The following is a 19,158-nucleotide window of genomic DNA, read 5'->3' as shown; positions in this document are numbered from 1 at the left end:
GTCAGGCGACCGGCTTGAGGTTCAGCAGCACGATCGCCGGTGCCACCGACAGGTACGGCAGCGGGTCGGCGTACAGGTTGTCGTCGGCCGGCCAGCCGGTGAAGTTCTTCGTATTGAAGAACGCCTGGGACGCGTTCAGCACCACCGGGATGTAGGGCAGGTCGACGGCGATCTGGGCCTGGATCTTCGCGTACTCGGCCTTCTTGGTGGCCGCGTCGTTGGTGGCCCCGGCCGCCTCGACAGCCGCGTCCACGGTCGCGTTGGAGTAGCGCGAGTAGTTCTGGCCGCGGACGGGCGCGTCCCCGACCTTGGCGGTGGACTTGCCCGAGAAGTACTGGTCGTAGTTGCTGAACGGGTCGGCGACGACCGACTGGGTCAGGCCGTACATGGCCAGCTGGAAGTCGCCATTGGTGACCGGCGTCCAGTACTCGGCCTCCGACACCGTCCGCGGGGTGATCTTGATGCCCGCCTTGCCGGCCTCCTCTGCGATCAGCTTGGCGGCGTCGTTGTAGTCGGTCCAGCCGTCCGGAGAGAACAGGTCGAGGCTGATCTCCTTGCCGTTCTTGCCGTAGAAGCCCTTGTCGTCCTTGGTGTAGCCGGCGGCTTCGAGGATCTGGCCCGCCTGCTCGGCGTTCGCGGTCTGCGGGGACTCGGCCAAGCTCTGGTCGGTCAGCCACTGCTCGTCGCGCGGCAGCAGGACGAAGGCCGGGTTGGACTTGCCGACCAGGTTCACCCACGCCTTCTCGGCGAGCTGGCTGCGGTCGATGGCCACGTTGATCGCCTGGCGGACGGCGACGTCGGTCTGGTCGCCCTTGCAGCCCTTGGACGCGTCCGCGCAGGTGATGATGGTCGTCGGATCCTGCTGCTGGTTCATCGTGCCGATGGCGCCGGTGTTGGTGAGGTCGGTCGGGTTGGCGACGAACATGCCCGTCCAGTCGATCTGGCCGGTGCTCATCAGGTCCTGGCCGGACTGGTTGGAGTCGATGCCGAGGTACTGCACGTTCGTGATCGGGACGGCGTCGCGGTAGTTCGGGTTCGCCGTCAGCGTGTACGAGGCGTCCGAGGTGGTCTTAACGATGTAGGCGCCGGTGCCGACGGGGTTGTCGTTGGTCTCCTTCATGTAGCTGTCGACCTTCGACCAGATGTGCTCGGGCACGATCATCGTCGAGCCGAGCAGCTGGGACTCCGACGTGAACTGCGGCGTGGAGTAGGTGAGTACGACGGTGGTGTCGTCGGTGGCCTTGGCGGACAGCAGCTTGTCGGTCTTGTTCGGGCCGTAGCCCAGGGTGAACACGACGTCCTTGGCGGTGAACGGCTGGCCGTCGTTCCACTTCACGCCCGACTTCACCTTGATCGTGATCGTCTTGCCGTCGGCGCTGTAGGAGAAGCTGTCGCCGAGCATCGGGACGGGCGCGTCCGCGGAGAGTTGGTTGTAGAAGAACAGCGGCTCGTAGATCTGGCCGTACGTGCCGTACAGCGCGGTGTCGACGTGGAACGGATTGAAGTCGATGGTGATCGGCGTCATGCTGCCCGCCCACACCCGCAGCGTGGACTCCTTGGGTGCGGCGGTGCTCGACGCCGTCGTGCTCGCCGACGGTGCCGGGGACGAACAGCCCGCGAGGGCCAGGGACAGGGCCACCGCAGTGGCGGCCAGTGCCGACGGGATCTTCAACACGCTCGACTCCTCGCTGGAGAGACGTTGCCGCGACGGTGCGGCCCTGGCAGCAACATATCCGGAAAGAAGCTAACTGGAAAGAGTCTTTTCTGTTACGACTCGGTCACGATCATCGGGCCGGTCCCCGCTCGGTAGGATCGCGCCGTGACGCAGACGGTGTTGGTGATCGGAACCGGAGGCCGCGAGCACGCGCTCGCTTGGGCGCTCGCGCGCGACCCGGAGGTGTCCGTCCACATCGCCCCGGGCAACCCCGGCACGGCGTCGGTGGGCACGAACCACCCGGTGGACGCCTTCGACGGGGACGCGGTCGCCGCGCTCGCCGTCGAGGTTGGTGCGGACCTGGTCGTGGTGGGGCCTGAGGCGCCACTGGTCGCGGGCGTCGCGGACGCCGTCCGTGCCGTCGGGATCCCGGTGTTCGGCCCGTCCGGTGCGGCGGCGATGCTCGAGGGCAGCAAGGCCTTCGCCAAGGAGGTCATGGAGGCGGCCGGCGTCCCGACCGCGGACGCGCGGCTGTGCCTGGACATGGGCGAGGTCGTCGGGGCGCTGGACGAGTTCGGGCCGCCGTACGTGGTGAAGGACGACGGCCTCGCCGCCGGCAAGGGCGTCATCGTCACCACCGACAGGGACGCGGCGATCCGGCACGCGGCCGGCTGCCGGGCGGTGATCGTCGAGGAGTTCCTGGACGGCCCCGAGGTGTCGCTGTTCGCACTCTCGGACGGCGAGCACGTGCTGCCGTTCGAGCCCGCGCAGGACTTCAAGCGGGTCGGGGACGGCGACGCCGGTCCGAACACCGGCGGCATGGGCGCCTACACGCCGCTGCCGTGGGCGCCGGAGGGGCTCACCGACGAGGTCGTGCGGACGGTGATCCAGCCGACGGTGGACGAACTGCAGCGCCGCGGCACCCCCTTCGTCGGGCTGGTCTACGCGGGGCTCGCGCTGACGGCGCGCGGGGTGCGGGTGGTGGAGTTCAACTGCCGCTTCGGCGACCCGGAGACCCAGCCGCTGCTGACCCGGCTGCGGACGCCGCTGTACGAGGTGCTGCACGCCGCGGCCACGGGCGGCCTGGGCGGCCACGCGCCCCTGGAGTGGGGCAGTGGCGCCGCGGTGGGCGTGGTCGTGGCCGCCGAGGGCTACCCCGAGTCCCCGCGCAAGGGCGACCCGATCACCGGTGCGGACGCCGAGGGTGTCTTCCACGCCGGCACCGCGCGGGACGCGTCCGGGCGGCTGGTGAGCGCGGGGGGCCGCGTCCTCACCGTCGTCGGCACCGGCGACACCCTCGCCGAGGCCCGCGACGCCGCCTACGCCAAGGTCGCCGCGATCACCCTCCCCGGCGGCTTCCACCGCACCGACATTGCCTTGAAGGCGTCCGCAGCCCAGGAGGGTGCCCGATGATCCCCGACGTCCTGGCCACCCGGTACGCGTCCGAGGCGATGCGGCGGATCTGGTCGCCCGAGGCCAAGATCGTCGCCGAACGGCAGCTGTGGCTGGCCGTGCTGCGCGCGCAGGCCGAGCTCGGCGTCGACTTCGGCGGGGACGATCCGGACGCGGTCATCGCCGACTACGAGCGCGTCGTCGACCGGGTGGACCTCGCGTCCATCGACGCCCGCGAGCGGATCACGCGGCACGACGTGAAGGCCCGGATCGAGGAGTTCAATGCGCTCGCCGGCCACGAGCACGTGCACAAGGGCATGACGTCGCGCGATCTCACCGAGAACATCGAGCAGCGCCAACTGCTGAGCTCGCTCGAGCTCGTCCGCGAGCGGATCGTGACCGTGCTGGTGAACCTGTCCCGGCTCGCCGTGCAGTACCGCGACCTCGCGATGGCGGGGCGCTCCCACAACGTCGCCGCGCAGACCACGACGCTGGGCAAGCGGTTCGCGTCCGCCGCGGACGAGTTGCTGGTCGCCTTCGATCGGGTGGACGAGCTGATCCGCCGCTACCCGGCGCGCGGCATCAAGGGGCCGATGGGCACCGCGCAGGACATGCTCGACCTGCTCGACGGGGACGCCGGGAAGCTGGCCGCCCTCGAGGAGAAGGTGGCCGGCCACCTCGGCTTCGGCGGCGTCTTCACCTCGACCGGGCAGGTATACCCGCGATCGCTCGACTACGACGTGCTGACCGCGCTCGTGCAGGTGGCCGCGGGTCCGTCCAGCCTGGCCACCACGATCCGGCTGATGGCCGGCCAGGAGCTGGTCACCGAGGGCTTCAAGGAAGGCCAGGTCGGGTCGTCGGCGATGCCGCACAAGATGAACACGCGCTCGTGCGAGCGGGTGAACGGCCTGACGGTGATCCTGCGCGGGTACGCGTCCATGGCCGGCGAGCTGGCCGGCAACCAGTGGAACGAGGGGGACGTGTCGTGCTCGGTGGTGCGCAGGGTCGCGCTGCCGGACGCGAGCTACGCCCTCGACGGGCTGTTCGAGACGTTCCTGACCGTGCTGGACGAGTTCGGCGCCTTCCCTGCCGTGATCGAGGCCGAGCTGCAGCGCTTCCTGCCGTTCCTGACCACGACGAAGGTGCTGATGGCCGCCGTGCGCAACGGCGTGGGACGCGAGGCCGCGCACGAGGCGATCAAGGAGCACGCGGTGTCCGTCGCGCTGGCGATGCGGCAGGGCTCGGCCACGAACGACCTGTACGACCGGCTCGCCGCCGACCCGCGGCTGGGGCTGACCCGCGCGCAGCTGGACGCGGTGGTCGTCGACCCGCTGGAGCTCACCGGCTCGGCCCGCGACCAGGTCGACCGGATCGCCGCCCGCGTCGCCGGCCTGGCCGCGCAGTACCCGGAGGGGGCGGCCTACACGCCGGGTTCCGTGCTCTGAGCGGAGCCGGGCCCTCGCGAGGAGGGCGGCCACTATCCGCGACGTCGGCGCTGCGAACTGCGCAGCATGGTTCCTCCCGCGAGCAGGAGCAACAGCCCGGCAGCGATCAGCGGCAGCGGCTCGGATCCGGTGTAGGAGAGCTCCCCGCCCGGAAACGTGTTGGTCGCGACCACGTCGACGGTGGTGCCCGCGCGGACCGTGACCGTCGCAGGCTCGATTCGGGTGGACGTCGCGCCGCCGCTGGCGGTCTCGGAGAGCGTGCAGCGGGCACCGGCGGGAAGGTGGTCGAACACGGTGGCCAGGTCGTCCGGGGCCGACAGCGTCGCCACCCCTCCATCGGGGAGCGCGACCGGGGTGGGCGTGCCGTCGACGTCGCGCGTGCAGCTCAGCCGGAAGCCGAACCGCGTCCCGGCGTCGACCGCGCCGTGGACGCGCTTGTGCAGGCTGATCGCACCGGTGTCGAACCGGTTGGTGACGGTCACGACCGCAGGTCCCTCCCCGACGTCGGCGCCGACGAGGAACGGCCCTTCCGGCGAGATCGCGGAGTCGGTCGCCCCGCCCGTGCTGGGCTCGGTGACATCACAGCTGGCGGGTGCGTAGAGGTTCGTCACGTCCCAGACCAGCCCGTTCGCTCCGCCCAGCACGTGGTCGCCGAGGTAGACCGTGCGACCGGGGTCGTCGGCCGCCACGCAGGCAAGGCGGACGGTGAAGGGCCCCGTGCCGTAGGCCGACGCGCCGGCTCCCGTGACCTGCTTGGTGATCGTGAGCGACCCGGTCGCGAACGTGTTGGTGAAGACGCCGGTGTTCGTGGCCTGCCGGTTCGGGCCGTCGGCGGCGAGCACCAGCGGCCCGAGCGTCCGGTCGCCCGCGATGGGGGCCCGGTCGCTCGCTGTGCCCTCGGATCTGGTCGAGGACGCCGCGCCGGCATCGGTCTCGGTGGCAGTGCACGCTGCCCCCGCAGGCAGACCGGTGAAGCTCGCCGACTCCCCGCTCGAGAACGACGCGGTCATCTCGTGCTCCGCCGAGTAGCCGTCGGCGAACACCGGCTGGCCCCGATAGCTGCACGAGACGCCGAAGCGGAACGGTCCGTATCGCAGCGGATCGCCGTTGGCGTCCACCGCCGAGCCCTCGACCCGTTTGGTCAGGACGAGCGAAGCGGCCGGGTACGTGTTGGTGGCGAGCACGGTCGCCACGGGCTGGTCCGCGCGAGCCACGGTTGCCGTTGTCGCCGTGAAGACGGGGTTCCCCGATGACGGAGAGTCCTCCGATGCCGTGCACAGCGAGCCCAGGGGGAGGTTGTCGAGGCGGTACGGCTCACCGGGGACGACCGTGATCCGGCCGCCGTCGGGGAGGGGGACGTCCCGCGCCTGCCCGGCGTCGGAGCCGGACGTGCAGTGCACGGTGAGGGAGAAGCTGTCCGGCGCGAACGCCGCCGCAGGACCCCGGACAACCTTCTCGACGGCGAGCGGACCCGTGGCGAGGGCCACGCCGACCTTGTTGCCCTCGGACTTCGGGGACAGCCCCCTGGTCCCGCCGTCATCGGTGCGGGCTGCCACGGCAACCGTGTTCCAGGCGATCGGGTCCGCGCCTGCGGTGGGTGACACCGCCGGGGTGGTGGTCACGAGGTCGACCTCGACCCGACCATTGGGCTGGAACATCCGGGTGAAGAAGTCGGCCTCGATCTTGATCGCGGTCGCGTTCTCAGGAAGGGCGATGGAACTGCCCACGACCGGATCATCGACCTGGGTCAGGAGCGTCCACGTGCCGAGGGGACACGACTCACCGAGGTTGAGGTCGTCGGTGCAGAGGTCCTGGTCGGTGTCGTAGTAGACGCGCACGGCGCTCACTTCGCCGCCCGACACGCCGGCGAAGCGCACCAGGCGGGGGATCGGCGTCCAGGCGGAGTCGCGGGTGAGCGCGGTGATGCTACCGGTGTCGCCCGGCGTCGGCAGCCTGTCGATCGCGTACACGCGGTCCTGGGGCAGGTTGCCCGTGTTGGTGAACCGCAGCCGCCACACCTCGTCGCCGCCGGGCCTGGTGACGGGCACGCAGCCTCCTGCGGAGAAGCCGTCCGCGTCCGGTCGGCAGTCGTTCGCGTCGCCGCGAGTGTTCAGCACGCCCAGCGCGGGGTCGACGGCACGGACGAACTTCTCGCCGCGCAGTGCGCCGCCACGGGTCGGCCGGACGGTAGTGCGGGCCGTGCATTCGCCGGTGGCGGGGTCGAGAGTCTGGACGCAGCCGTCCCAGGGCCGCGTGCCCGTGATGCCGGTCGTGTTGGTGACCGGGGTGTTCCCGGCGAGCCCCGTCCGGAACTGCAGCGGCATCGAGATCGTGTACGTCTGGCCGACCTCGAGCACCGCCCCCGCGGGGAAGGTGAACGTGACACCGGTCGGAGTCTCGGCCACCGTGACCGCCGCCGGATCCTCGGGCAGCGCGGTGCCGTTCGACGGCGAGGGAGCCGCACCGGTGAGTGCGAAGGTGTACCCGGTGCCGGGCCCGGTGCGCGTCGGGCTGTAGACGAGGAGGGAGCCGTCGGCATCGGAAGGGAACCGGTCCGTGATCACCGGGTCAGTGATCGGGGTATCGCCCGAGTTGGTGAACGTCAGCCGGTAGGGGATGTCGGCGCCGGGTGGCTGGGCGCCGGTCGGAGACTTGGCGACCGTGACGGCGTTGCGCGAGTGCCGGTACACCACGGTGTCGACGGCGTCGTCGCTGGCGGTGAGCGGCAGGCCGCCGATCGTGTCGGCAGCCCGGTCCTGACCGTGCACAGCGTTGGTGGAGACCCCGGGCTCCCGCTCGCCGGGCAACGCCGGGTTGCCGGGCACATCGCTCAGCACGGGACCGCCGCTGCGCAATGTCGCTCGCCGCTCGAACACCAGGTTCACGACCTGGAGGGGGGTCGACGGGTTCTCCCAGAGAGCACCGTCCGCCCGGGTGAACGTGAACCGCAGACCCTGGACGTCGCCGGCGCCCACTCCGGCAGGCAGCACGAGGCCGGTTCCGGGGGTGCCGTCGACCCACCGGCCACCGGTGCGCTCCAACTGTCCGTTCACGGAGCTGTAGGTGGCGTCCACGAAGGCGTCCACCTGCACCCGGTTGATCGGTGCAGCGAAGGAGAAAGCGCCGAACCCCGCGAAGTCGTAGGCGTTGGAGAAGCGCGGGTCGGAGTCGGTCAGTTCCATCCACACCGCTCGGGACGGCCCGGACGGCCGTCCGGTGAGGCGAACCGCGACGGGACCGGCGGACGGCTCGGTCAGTTCTGCCGGCGTGATCGCCTTGTCGACCTGGAGCCCGATGCCGGCCGGCCGCAGGTCGATGGTGGCACCGGCGGTGTCGGTGCTCGTCCGCGGAGCCACGCCGGGATAGTCGATGAGGTCGGCAGCTTCCGCGCTCGCCTCGTCGCGCACCGTGACCGGCCCTGCCACCGGCCTGCCCCCGTCGCGGGCGACGTCACGGACGCGGGTGTCGACGCTGATCACGGCGGTTCCGGCCGCGACGATCCGGCCTGTGTACACGACGCTGAAGCCAACCACGTCGGCCAGTTCGGTCTCGGTCGCAGCCAGGGCCTGCGCGCGGCTGATCACCCTGCTCCCGCCGTCCTGCTGCTGCAGCACGACGACGACGTCCGTGGCACCGATGGAAGCGGGCGTGCTGATGGTCGTGAATCCGCGCAGGTTGAAGACCTCGAACGGGTCGCTGGTCCCGGTCGGCTCGCTGATGGTGAGTCGGTCGACCCTGCGTGGGGTGGTGTTCCTTGCCCGCAGGGTCACTCGCCCGGTCGGGTAGTCGGCGGGGAACACCGCGGTACCTGCCGCCGGGACTCCCAGCGGACCGCCGGTCCACTGCTTGGTGAGGTCGGCCGTCACGTTGACCGGGGTGATGGTGATGATGTCGGACGCGTCCTGCGACACGTAGACAGCGCCGTCGACGAGGACCTCCGCCCGTATCGTGTTGAGCACTTCGCCGGCCTCATCTGCGACGTTGTGGACGCGGTCGGCCAGCACGGGGATGGCGGGGTCGGAGCGCAGGTCGTCGCGTAGCTGGAAGACGGGATGGATCCTGCGGTCGTTGCCGCTGGAGCGGGCGACACCGCTGCCCACGGCGGGCGCGGACGGGTCGTCCCCGATTCGCTGCTGCCTGCTGGGGCTCTCGCCGAAGACCAGCCGGAAGGCGATGGTGTCGGCACGAGCCGTCGCGCTGAGCGTGTAGCCGGGGAAGGTGCCGTCGCAGGCCGAGGGGCAGGGGTCGCCCGGGGCATCCAGCCACGCGCCGGCCGCCGCGCTGAACAGTTCGACCCGCTCCACGCGGTCATAGGTGAGCGCGGGGTCCATGGACGCGGTGATCGGGTCGATCCGGACGAGGTCGAAACGGTCGAACGCGCTCTGCGGCAGCCCGGCCACCGACGGGTCGGGGACGTCACTGATCCGCATCTGATCGATCCCCGTCGCGCCGCTGGTGGACCACCTCAGCGTCGCTCCGTGCGTGGCCTCGGTCCGCTCACCGACGGCCTTCGGTGCGTCCCACCCCTTGTCGATGAAGTCGGCGTTGCCCGGGTTCGGGGGCACGAGGTCGATCCGCGGGCACTCCTCGCCCTCCTGCCTGGCCGCGGCGTCCCCGCCGTCCGGTGAGGTGGCGGTGGCGGCGGCACAGTCGGGAACGTCGATGTCCTCACCCGCGCAGTCGGCCTTCAGCTCGAAAGCGACATTCGGGTTCACCTGACTCCCCGGCGGGAGGCCCGCATCACTGTCGTACACGAACCGGATCCCGCGGGCGCCGGCCGTGACGTCCGCGGGGAGCCCGCCCGAGAAGACCTGGGGCCCGGCAAGGCCGGACTGGCCGGGAACGTCCACCCACTGGGTGCCGTTCCAGTACTGGACACTCAGGGTGGCGCCGGCGGGGATGGGTGTCTGGACGACCCCGGTGGGGGCGAAGCAGCCGTACCAGGCATCGGCGCCAGGCTCGGTCGGGTCCTGCACGATGATCCGGTTGGCCGAGGTGGTTGACGCGGGGAAGTCGCGCAACCGGCCGCCCAGCTCGGCGAGTGTGGTCTGCCCGGGGATCGAGAAGATCCGCCCCGGCACCACGCGCTTCGACACCGCGATGTCGACCCGCCGGACGACGGTGGTGAGGGTGTCCTGCGCCGTGGCGCTGCCGGCGTACCCGCCGGGTGCGGTCGAGGTGGCGGCCACGATGTTGGGGTGCTGCACCTCGTCGGAGCCCTGGCTGTCGGCGGCGGTCACCACGAACGGGATCGTGGCCTCCGCGCCCGGAACGATCGGGCCGGTGAACGTCACGGTGAACCCGACCACCACCCGACCCGACGGGGGGCCGGGCAGCGTGCCCTCGTCACTGCCGGCCAGGGTCTGGGTGGTGCCGTCGGAGAAGCGGTAGTCGACGCGCGCGCCGGTGGCTCCCCGCGGCCATGCGACGGACCCCCACCCGTCGAAGCGGACGCCGCTCTCGAACATGTTCGGCGCGGTGCCGGGCTCGGTGATGCTGAGGCTGTCCAGGGTCCTGCTGCTGGCGTTGGTGGCTCCGACCGTGACCGTGCTCGACGACCCGGCCGCGATCACGGAGGGGGCGAACGACTTGGTGGCGCCCACGGCGATGTTGCCCGAGGTGATCGTGTAGTCGTCGCTCGCGGTGACGGCATCGGAGGTGTCCCCGCCGGCGCTCACCGTCGTCGACACGACGTTGTGGATCGGTCCCTCTCCGGCATCGACAATGGTGCTCCGCTGGGTCAGTCCGGCGCTGAGCGAGCCGCTCGCGCCCGGAGGGATGTCCGCGCCGTCCGTGGAGAGGAAGTGCACCCGGATCCCACTGCACGCGGGTGGGTCGTCAACGCCTGCGGGAAGCCTCGCGGGTGGGGCGCCGGGCGTCCCCTCCTCCCAGGCACCGGCAAGGAAACAGTCGACCTGAACCTGTTCGGCTCCCCGGGGCAGGTCCACGTCCAGGTCGCCGGTCAGGCCCAGGTAGCGGAAGGCCCCTGGCGGATCGGTCGGGTCGGTCATCACGATCGCGTCGACCCCGACATTCGACGCGTTGCCGCCGCGCAGGGCCAGCCGGGTACCAGTTCCGGGGCTGGCGACCGCGCTGCTCGGCTCGAACGACTTGTCCGTCGACGCGCGCAGCTGGGTGGCGACGTCGGCGACCACCGTGAACGAGTCGGACGCAGGGCTCGCATTGGTCGCGTCGACGGTCGCCCGGTTGGACAGTTCGTCGCCGTTGCGGTCTGCCGGCAGGTCGTCCACCTGCACCGGTACCTGCACGGTGATCGTGGTGCCCGCCTGGATGCCACGAGCCCCCAACGGGTCAGCGAGCCGCTGGGTGAAGTCCACCACGATCTCTCCGCCGTCGAGGTCGACCGAACCCGCCCCCGACGGTTGTACCGCCACCGCGCCGGCGCCGCCGTCCAGCGAGATGCCGTCCGGCAGGGTCTCCCTCAGCGACGCAGCCGTGCACCCGCCCGAGCCGATGTTGGTACAGGTGATCGTGAGTGTGTAGACGAAGGTGTCACCCGGGGACACGTGATGGCGGTTCAGCCAACCGGTGACGCCCTTGTTGAGGGTCAACAGTGCCGGGTCCTCCGCATGCGCGGGCACGGGGGCCAGCAGCGTGGACGCCAGAGCGAGGAGCAGGGCCGCCACGGCTCCCACAGCCCACCGCGATCCGTTCCGCCGCGGTGGCACGGGAACCGCCATGATCGCCCTCCTTGGGCCGGTGGTGGGGTGTGGCCGTCGGCCGAAGTCGGGTTCGCGCCGGGCCGGGTCGCAGGGACCCTCGTCAGCCCGGTACCCCGGTTCCGGCGTCGTCACGCACCGGGACGGGATCCGGCAGGGCGCATCGACGTACGCCGCGCGGGCTCTGTAGTCTGCGAGCACACCTCGTGGGGGTAACGGGGAGCGAGGGGTGCACCATGCAACGCAGAGCTGTGGCGGCGGCCGTCGCGGGGAGCCTCGCTCTGGTGGCGACCCTCAGCGGCTGCGTCGTCGTGAACCTCGGCGGGGCGCGGTCACCGTCGGCGAGCGCGACCGCCGTGGCCACGTCCGCGACGCCGTCGGACAGCCCCACTCCCACGCCGAGCGACACCACCACGAGTGCGCCGACGGTCCTCGGACCCAAGGGGTACGGCGCGCTGAAGCTCCGCATGACCAAGGCGAAAGCACGGGCGACCGGCCTCGCCACGGGGATCATGGGGACGAAGGGGAGCTGCGGCGCGAGCAAGGACGGACGCCTGGTCGGCGCCGAGCCCAAGGACACCTACGACCTGGCGGGCAAACTGTTCTTCTCCGAGAACACCGGCAAGCTGGTGATCATCGGGGCGATGCCGGGCCTCGCCACCCCGGAGGGGATCCAGCTCGGCAGCAGCACGGCCGACGTGAAGGCTGCCTACCCGAAATGGAACGGCGACAAGAAGGACATGAACGGCGTCGGGTACGTGCTGGCGCCCGGCAGTAGTACTTCGTACTACCGGATCGCCGTCCTCGACGGCGGCGTCACCGAACTCACCCTGCAGGACATCGACCAGGACTGCGCGGAGTAGCCGACGGGCGCGAAACGAGAACCGTCCCCGGTTTCGCGCCGCGCCTCGGGACGGCCGGGGTCACTGCCAGCGGCGGGCGGTGAGCAGTTCCATCAGGTGGTCGATGACCTCGGTCCCCATCCGCAGGCCGTTGTGCTCGTACCCGCTGGTCACCCAGGTGCGGCAGTCGGGCAGCAGCGCGGCCGTCTCCATCGAGTAGCCGTAGGGGACGTAGGCGTCGCCGTGGTAGACCGCGGCGGCCACCGGCACATCGGCCTCGGCCAGCCGGTCGGGGAAGTAGAGCTGGTTCCACTCTTGGTCGGCGAGCAGGTCGGCGACCTCGGCGAACGGGGCGAGCTCGGAGTCCTCGGCGAACAGGCTGCGGTGCAGGTGCTCGCCGCCGAGCAGGGTGGCGTCCTCGCGGACGCGGTCGGGCATCGTCCGGTCGCCCGCCCAGCGCGTGGCGACGCCGTCGGCGTAGCTCGACTCGTGGATCACCGCGTAGAGCGGGTTGCGTCCCTCGAACGGCAGGGACGCGGCGAGGTCGTGCCGGAAGCCCGACGAGGTGTGGTCGAGCCCGAGCAGGTAGTGCAGCCGCTCGGCGCCCGGCTGCGTGCCGAGCAGGTGGCCGACGGTCCGGAACCGGTCGACGGACACCGCGTCCCCGTTCGGCAGCACGACCGCGCCCTGCGCGCACAGGCCGCTCAGCTCGCGCACCCGGTCGCGGTCGGACGGGAACCGCCGGTAGTAGGCCTCCGACTTGTCGATCATGATCTGCCAGGTGGTGGCGTACACGTCCTCGATGGGGTGCTGGACGGCGCTCAACCCGCCCGTGACCAGCGCTCCCGCCAGCGACTCGGGGTGGACGCTGAGGTAGTGCAGGGTGGTGAAGCCGCCGAAGGACTGGCCCAGCACCGTCCACCGCTCGGCGCCGAGCGTCTGCCGGACGAGCTCCGCGTCGTTGACGATCTCGTCGGCGCGCAGGTGGGTGAGGTACTCGGCCTGGCCGGCGACGTCGAGACCGGCCAGCGGCGCCTGCGTCGGTGACGAGACCGGCGTGGAACGGCCCGTCCCGCGCTGGTCGAGCATGACGACCTGGTAGTCGGCGAGCACACGGCCCAGCCACGGCGGGTTCATCGGGACCAGCGTGGGACGCGGCGCCTCGTGCCCGGGTCCGCCCTGCAGGAACACGAGGTAGGGCTTTTCGCCGCCACCCTCCCCGGTCACGACGCGGGCGAAGACCTCGATCGTCCCCGCGGCGGGGTTCGCGTGGTCGAGCGGCGCGTCGACGGTGAGGCTGGTGAGGGTCAGTCCGGGCAGGTGTTCGGTGGTCGTGGGCACGAGGTTCAGGCTATGCCAGCCGGGAGCACCCTCCGACCACCGGCCGGCCCTCCGGTCCGCCGGGCGAGGCTCAGCCGACCCACGCCCGCGCGTTGCGGAACATCCGCAGCCACGGGCTCGGGTCGTCCAGTGGAGCCGTGGTCCAGGACAGCTGGGCGTTCCGGGCCACCCGCTCGGGGTGCGGCATCATCGCGGTGAACCGGCCGTCGGGGGTGGTCACGGCGGTCAGGCCGTCGGGGGAGCCGTTCGGGTTCGCGGGGTAGCCGGACGCGGGCGTCCCGTCTGCGTGCACGAACCGGGCGGCGCGGACGACGGCGGCCTCGTCGCCCTGGGCCGAGAAGTCGGCCAGGCCCTCGCCGTGGGCCACGGCGATCGGCGCGAGCGTCCCCGCCATCCCCGCGAAGAACACGGAGGGGGACTCGAGAACCTCGACCAGCGACAGCCGCGCCTCGAACTGCTCGGACCGGTTCCGGGTGAACCGCGGCCAGGCCTCGGCGCCCGGGATGATCCCCGCGAGCGCGCCGAACATCTGGCAACCGTTGCAGATGCCGAGCCCGAAGGTGTCCGGGCGGGCGAAGAAGGCGCTGAACTGGTCGGTGAGGCGGTCGTTGAACAGGACCGAGCGCGCCCAGCCCTCGCCCGCCCCGAGCGTGTCGCCGTAGGAGAAGCCGCCGCACGCCACCAGCCCGACCGCGTCCGAGAGGTCGAACCGCCCGGACTGCAGGTCGGTCATGTGCACGTCCCACGCCTCGAAGCCCGCCCGCGCGAAGGCGTGCGCGGTCTCGACGTGGCTGTTCACGCCCTGCTCGCGCAGGATCACGACCTTCGGGCGCACCCCGGACGCGATGGAGGGTGCCGCGATGTCCTCGGTCACGTCGAAGCTCGGCCGGACGACGAGGGCCGGGGCCTCCGCGCCGAACGCCTCGTGCTCGGCGTCCGCGCACTCCGGGTTGTCGCGCAGGGCGGAGATCCGCCACGACACCTCGTCCCACGCCTGGGCGAGGTCGACCAGGTCCTCGTCGAGCAACGGCTCGCCGGCCACGCTCACCCGCACCCGCCGGTCCTCGCCGGTCTGGCCGACGATCCGGGCGAGCCCGCCCAGGCCGTGCGCGGCCAGAACTGCGAACACGGCGTCGACATCGTCATCGGCCACGCCGAGCACGACGCCGAGCTCCTCGCTGAACAGCGCCTCGATCCCCGCCACGTCCACGTCGACGCCGGTGCCACCCGCGAAGGCCATTTCGCAGACCGTCGCCCACAGGCCGCCGTCGGAACGGTCGTGGTAGGCGGTGACCACCCCGGTGCTGAGCGGAATTGCCCCGTCGATTCCCGAATCGGCCGGTTGGGGGCCCGAATCGGCGATCGAGTGTGCAATTCCTCCCAACCGCAGGTCGTTGAGGGCGGCGGCCAGGGCCACCACGCGGGCCGGGTCGTCGAGGTCGGGCATGACGTCGCCGAACTGGCCGGTGACCTGGGCCAGCATCGAGCCGCCGAGCCGGTCGGCGCCCGCGCCGAGGTCGACGAGGACGAGCGTCGAGCCGGGGCGCAGTTGCGGGGTCCACGTGCCGGCGACCGAGTCCAGGGACGCGAAGGCCGACACCACGAGCGAGACCGGGCTGGTCACCTGGCGGGTCTCGCCGGACGCGTCCTTCCACCGGGTGCGCATCGAGAGGGAGTCCTTGCCGACCGGGATCGAGATGCCCAGCGCGGGGCACAGTTCCATCGCGACAGCGCGGACGGTGTCGTACAGCGCCGCGTCCTCGCCCTCCTCGCCGCAGGCGGCCATCCAGTTGGCCGACAGCTTCACGCGGGGCAGCTCGACGGGGGCGGCGAGCAGGTTGGTCAGGGCCTCGCCGACCGCCATCCGGCCGGACGCGGGGGCGTCGACCGCGGCGAGCGGCATCCGCTCGCCGGAGGCCATCGCCTGACCGGCCAGCCCGTCGTGGTCGCTCAGCGTCACCGCGACGTCGGCCACGGGGACCTGCCACGGCCCGACCATCTGGTCACGGTGGTTCAGCCCGCCGACCGTGCGGTCGCCGATCGTGATCAGGAACCGCTTGGACGCGACGGACGGGTGCCGCAGGATCGCGTAGGCGGCGCCGCGGACGTCCACGCCGGCCAGGTCGACCGGCGGCGCGGAGCGGCGGACGCGGGTGACGTCGCGGGTCATCCGCGGCGGCTTGCCGAGGAGCACGTCCATCGGCATGTCGATCGGGCGGTCGTCGCTGTCCGCGTCCTCGGCCGAAGGGGCGAGGACGAGCTCGCCGTCGTCCCTCGCGACGCCCACGACGGCGAACGGGCAGCGCTCGCGCTGGCAGAGGGCGGCGAAGCGGGCCAGCGACTCGGGCGCGATGGCCAGGACGTAGCGCTCCTGGCTCTCGTTGCTCCAGACCTCCTTGGGGGCGAGCCCCGACTCCTCGACCGGCACGGCGGTGAGGTCGAAGCGGGCGCCGAGACCGGCGCCGTCCACGAGCTCGGGGAAGGCGTTGGACAGGCCGCCGGCGCCGACGTCGTGGATGGAAAGGATCGGGTTGTCCGCGCCGAGCAGCCAGCAGTGGTTGATGACCTCCTGGCAGCGGCGCTGGATCTCGGGGTTGCCGCGCTGGACGGAGTCGAAGTCGAGCTCGGCGGCGTTGGTGCCGGACGCCATGGACGAGGCGGCGCCGCCGCCCATTCCGATCCGCATGCCGGGTCCGCCGAGCTGGATCAGCAGGGTGCCGGGCGCGAAGTCGATCTTGGCGGTCTGGGAGGCGCTGATCGAGCCGAGGCCGCCCGCGCTCATGATCGGCTTGTGGTAGCCGCGGCGGACGCCGTCCACGGTCTGCTCCCAGACCCGGAAGAAGCCGCCGAGTCCCGGCCGGCCGAACTCGTTGTTGAAGGCGGCGGCGCCGAGGGGGCCGGCGGTCATGATCTCCAGCGGGGTGGAAATGTGGTCGGGGGCGCCGTAGGCGTCGCGCTCCCAGGGCTCGTCGGTGCCGGGGAGGTGCAGGTTGGAGACGGCGAAGCCGGTCAGGCCGGCCTTGGGGGCGGACCCGCGTCCGGTGGCGCCCTCGTCGCGGATCTCGCCGCCGGAGCCGGTGGCGGCGCCGGGGAAGGGGCTGATCGCGGTGGGGTGGTTGTGGGTCTCGACCTTCATCAGGACGTGTACGTCGTCGTCGCGTGCGCCGTAGGGGCTGGGGCCGTCGGCGTCCTGCGGCACCCAGCGGGAGACCCGTCCGCCCTCCATGATCGAGGAGTTGTCGGAGTAGGCGACGACGGTGTGCTGGCCGGCGACGGCCTCGGTGTGCCGGATCATGGCGAACAGCGAGCGCTCCTGCGGGACGCCGTCGACGACGAAGTCGGCGTTGAAGATCTTGTGCCGGCAGTGCTCGGAGTTGGCCTGGGCGAACATCATCAGCTCGACGTCGGTGGGGTTGCGGCGAAGGGTGGTGAAGGCGTCGACGAGGTAGTCGATCTCGTCGTCGCTGAGGGCGAGGCCGAAGGTGGTGTTGGCCTCGACGATGGCGTCGCGGCCGCGTCCGGTCACGTCGACGCGGGCCATGGGCTCGGCCTCGCGCTCGTCGAACAGGGCGGCGGACGCCTCGAGGTCGCCGAAGGCGGTCTCGGTCATCCGGTCGTGGAGGAGGTCGGCGCAGGCGGCGATCGCGGCGTCGCCGAGGGGGGCGTCGGACGCGATGGTGTATTCGGTGACGCGCTCGACCCGGTGGATCGGCACGCCGCAGCTGTGCGCGATGTCGGTGGCTTTGGACGCCCAGGGCGAGAGGGTGCCGAGCCGCGGCGCGACGACGAGGGAGGCGGTGTGGGGCGCGTCCGGGGAGGTCCCGGCGGGCGGGCCGTAGGTGAGCAGTCGGCGGACGGTGTCGGTGGTGGCGGCGTCGAGCGCGTCGGTGGAGGCGACCCAGTGAACGTGGCGCGCCGTCACGTCGGTGACGTCGGGCGCGACGGCCTGAAGCCGACGGACGAGTGCGGCGGCCCGGAAGGCCGACAACGCGTTCCCGCCGCCGAAGCTGGTCAGGACGAACGCGTGCGAGCGTGGCATGGCACCTCCGGGACGACAGGACGGGCGGCGGGAACAGGCTATCCGCCCCGGCGCGGAGCGAGCCTGCGCTCGAGCCTGCCGAGACGCGCCGGACGACGGGACACCGGCCTGCAACGAAAGGTCTGCAACGAACGTGGACGGCGTCGACTCTTTCTAGTGTGGAGGTCGTGGACGGTGCGCGAGCGCAGGCGGCCGTCGGTGTCGGCGGCCACCCGGCCTTCGACGTCTACGTCCGGGAGCGCTCCGAGGGCCTCGTCCGGCTGGCCTGGCTGATCACGCGCGACGGGGACGATGCCCGTGACGCGGTGCAGGACGCCTTGACGGCGCTCTATCCGCGCTGGACGCGGCTCCCGGCCGACGAGCGCCTGGAGGCGTACGTGTCGCGCAGCGTGGTGAACGCCTGCCTGTCGGTGCTGCGCCGTCGTCGCGCCGTCCCGGTGGCCGACCCGAGCCGGCTGGCTGACGCTCCGATCGGTGTGGACGTCTCGGGCCGCGTGGTGGACGCGGACCGGGTGTGGCGGTGGTGTGGCGAGTTGCCCGCGGTGCAGCGGGCCGCCGTGGTGCTCCGGTTCTACCGGGACCTGGACTATGCCGGAGTCGCGCAGGTGCTGGGCTGTCGCGAGGCCACGGCGAGGTCGCACGTGCACCGCGCGGTCGCCGCGATGCGGGCGAGGGCGAAGGCGGAGGAGGACCTGGCCGATGGATGAGTTCGAGCAGGAGATCAGGGACAGCCTTTCGCGGGCCAGTGGCGTCGAGATCGCGGCCGCACCGCTGGACGCCGACGAGATCGCGCGCCGGGCGGCGACGTGGCGGGCTCGGCCACGGGTAGCGCGTTCCGTCCGTCCGTGGCTCGCCGCGGCCGCGGCGGTCGCGCTGCTGGCCGGGACGGCGCTGGGGGTCGTGGTGTGGCTGGGAGGTGGCCGGACCGTGCCCGCGGTGCCGGCACCCGTGGCGACGCCGGCTGCGTCCGGTGACCGCGTGGTGGTGGAGCTGTACTCCGGACGGGAGAACCCCGAGGTCGCCCTCGACGCGGGGGTCGCGGACGAGCTCTACCGGATGCTCGCCGACCAGGAGGCGGCCGGGCTGCTCGAACCGGGCGATGCACCCACATCCGATCTCGGGTTTGCGGGGCTCCTGGTCGTGCCGGCCGACACCTCGCGTCCCTCGCTACGGGTGCTGCCGACCGCGGTCTACCTCGAGCAGGACGGACGCCCTTCGCGCCTTGACGACCCCGACGGCAACTTCTACAGCCGGGTCTACGACGCGATTCGCCCGCTGCTCGAAGACAGCGTCCGCCAGGCGCTGCCGGACACCGATCCGGCGGTCCCCACCGTGACCGCGACGGTCCCGCCCCAGCGCGGCGTCACGGCGACCTGGGTGCTCGCCGAGCCCCAGAAGCTCACAGCGGGTTCGACGACGGTCGTCATCGACGTGACCCGGCTGGAATGCTCGGGTGGCAGGACCGGAGAGTTGCTCGAGCCCGTCGTGTCGGTGGCAGCAGGCGAGGTGATCATCCGGGTCGACGCGGTGCCGCTCGGAGCGGGCCTTCGGACCTGCCCCGGCAACGACGCCGTCGAGGTTGCCGTCGGGCTCCCCGAGCCGCTCGGAGATCGCCGTCTGGTGGACGCCGCGTGCTTGGAGGGTGACGCCGTTCGCACGTCTGCCTGCTCGGCCGGCGCCGTCCGCTGGAAGCCGTGAACCGTGGCTTGGTGAGCAGACAAGCGAAGTGACACCGGTGGACTGTCACCTTCCGGAAGCGTGCGGA

9 protein-coding genes are annotated in these 19,158 nt (G+C 71.8%); 5 read left to right on the top strand and 4 right to left on the bottom strand.

From position 1 onward, the window contains the following. Nucleotide 1: 1 nt before the first annotated feature. On the bottom strand, nt 2-1,675 hold the full coding sequence (locus QM779_RS10225) for an ABC transporter substrate-binding protein (protein ID WP_428534811.1): 1,674 nt from the start codon (nt 1,673-1,675) through the stop codon (nt 2-4). A 144-nt stretch (nt 1,676-1,819) separates the two neighbouring features. Here QM779_RS10225 and purD point away from each other — a divergent pair, with 144 nt between their 5' ends. Together purD and purB are read left to right on the top strand one after the other, a co-directional pair. Further along, nucleotides 1,820-3,067: a phosphoribosylamine--glycine ligase gene (gene purD, locus QM779_RS10220; RefSeq protein ID WP_428534807.1), complete on the top strand. Its 1,248-nt coding sequence runs from the start codon at nt 1,820-1,822 to the stop codon at nt 3,065-3,067. Then, nucleotides 3,064-4,491, top strand: coding sequence for an adenylosuccinate lyase (gene purB / locus QM779_RS10215; RefSeq protein WP_428534805.1), 1,428 nt, complete (start codon nt 3,064-3,066; stop codon nt 4,489-4,491). Before purD ends, purB begins: the two co-directional genes overlap by 4 nt. A 32-nt stretch (nt 4,492-4,523) precedes the next feature. Here the strand turns inward: purB and QM779_RS10210 are convergent, their stop codons facing one another. Next, nucleotides 4,524-11,138, bottom strand: a complete 6,615-nt coding sequence (locus QM779_RS10210) for a DUF5979 domain-containing protein (protein WP_428534803.1) — start codon at nt 11,136-11,138, stop codon at nt 4,524-4,526. 269 nt (nt 11,139-11,407) lie between these two features. On the opposite strand from QM779_RS10210, the gene QM779_RS10205 reads away from it, so the two are divergent. Further along, nucleotides 11,408-12,034 carry a hypothetical protein gene (locus QM779_RS10205; RefSeq protein WP_428534801.1) on the top strand — a complete coding sequence of 209 codons (627 nt, stop codon included), beginning with the start codon at nt 11,408-11,410 and terminating at the stop codon, nt 12,032-12,034. Between the two features lie 60 nt (nt 12,035-12,094). Here the strand turns inward: QM779_RS10205 and QM779_RS10200 are convergent, their stop codons facing one another. After that, nucleotides 12,095-13,354 carry an alpha/beta fold hydrolase gene (locus QM779_RS10200; RefSeq protein WP_428534799.1) on the bottom strand — a complete coding sequence of 420 codons (1,260 nt, stop codon included), beginning with the start codon at nt 13,352-13,354 and terminating at the stop codon, nt 12,095-12,097. A gap of 70 nt (nt 13,355-13,424) precedes the next feature. Beyond that, nucleotides 13,425-17,393 carry a phosphoribosylformylglycinamidine synthase gene (gene purL / locus QM779_RS10195; RefSeq protein ID WP_428534797.1) on the bottom strand — a complete coding sequence of 1,323 codons (3,969 nt, stop codon included), beginning with the start codon at nt 17,391-17,393 and terminating at the stop codon, nt 13,425-13,427. A gap of 167 nt (nt 17,394-17,560) precedes the next feature. Between purL and QM779_RS10190 the strand changes: the two genes are divergently transcribed. After that, the gene (locus QM779_RS10190; RefSeq protein ID WP_428534795.1) at nt 17,561-18,100 is read left to right on the top strand and encodes a sigma-70 family RNA polymerase sigma factor; all 540 of its coding nucleotides are present in this window, start codon (nt 17,561-17,563) and stop codon (nt 18,098-18,100) included. Further along, nucleotides 18,093-19,091 (top strand): hypothetical protein, encoded by a 999-nt coding sequence (locus QM779_RS10185; protein WP_428534793.1) that lies wholly within the window; start codon nt 18,093-18,095, stop codon nt 19,089-19,091. The genes QM779_RS10190 and QM779_RS10185 overlap by 8 nt, the downstream gene beginning before the upstream one ends. Nucleotides 19,092-19,158 lie beyond the last annotated feature (67 nt).

The sequence above is a fragment of the Propionicimonas sp. genome (assembly GCF_049840635.1).
GTDB lineage: Bacteria > Actinomycetota > Actinomycetes > Propionibacteriales > Propionibacteriaceae > Propionicimonas.
Note: the sequence above shows the minus strand (reverse complement) of the source record. Positions and strands in the feature narration are given on the sequence as shown.

What these genes read in the sequence shown, in the direction of transcription:
- QM779_RS10205 (WP_428534801.1), top strand. Translation starts at nt 11,408, where the DNA reads ATGCAACGCAGAGCTGTGGCGGCGGCCGTCGCGGGGAGCCTCGCTCTG.
- purL (WP_428534797.1), bottom strand. Translation starts at nt 17,393, where the DNA reads ATGCCACGCTCGCACGCGTTCGTCCTGACCAGCTTCGGCGGCGGGAAC.
- purB (WP_428534805.1), top strand. Translation starts at nt 3,064, where the DNA reads ATGATCCCCGACGTCCTGGCCACCCGGTACGCGTCCGAGGCGATGCGG.
- QM779_RS10185 (WP_428534793.1), top strand. Translation starts at nt 18,093, where the DNA reads ATGGATGAGTTCGAGCAGGAGATCAGGGACAGCCTTTCGCGGGCCAGT.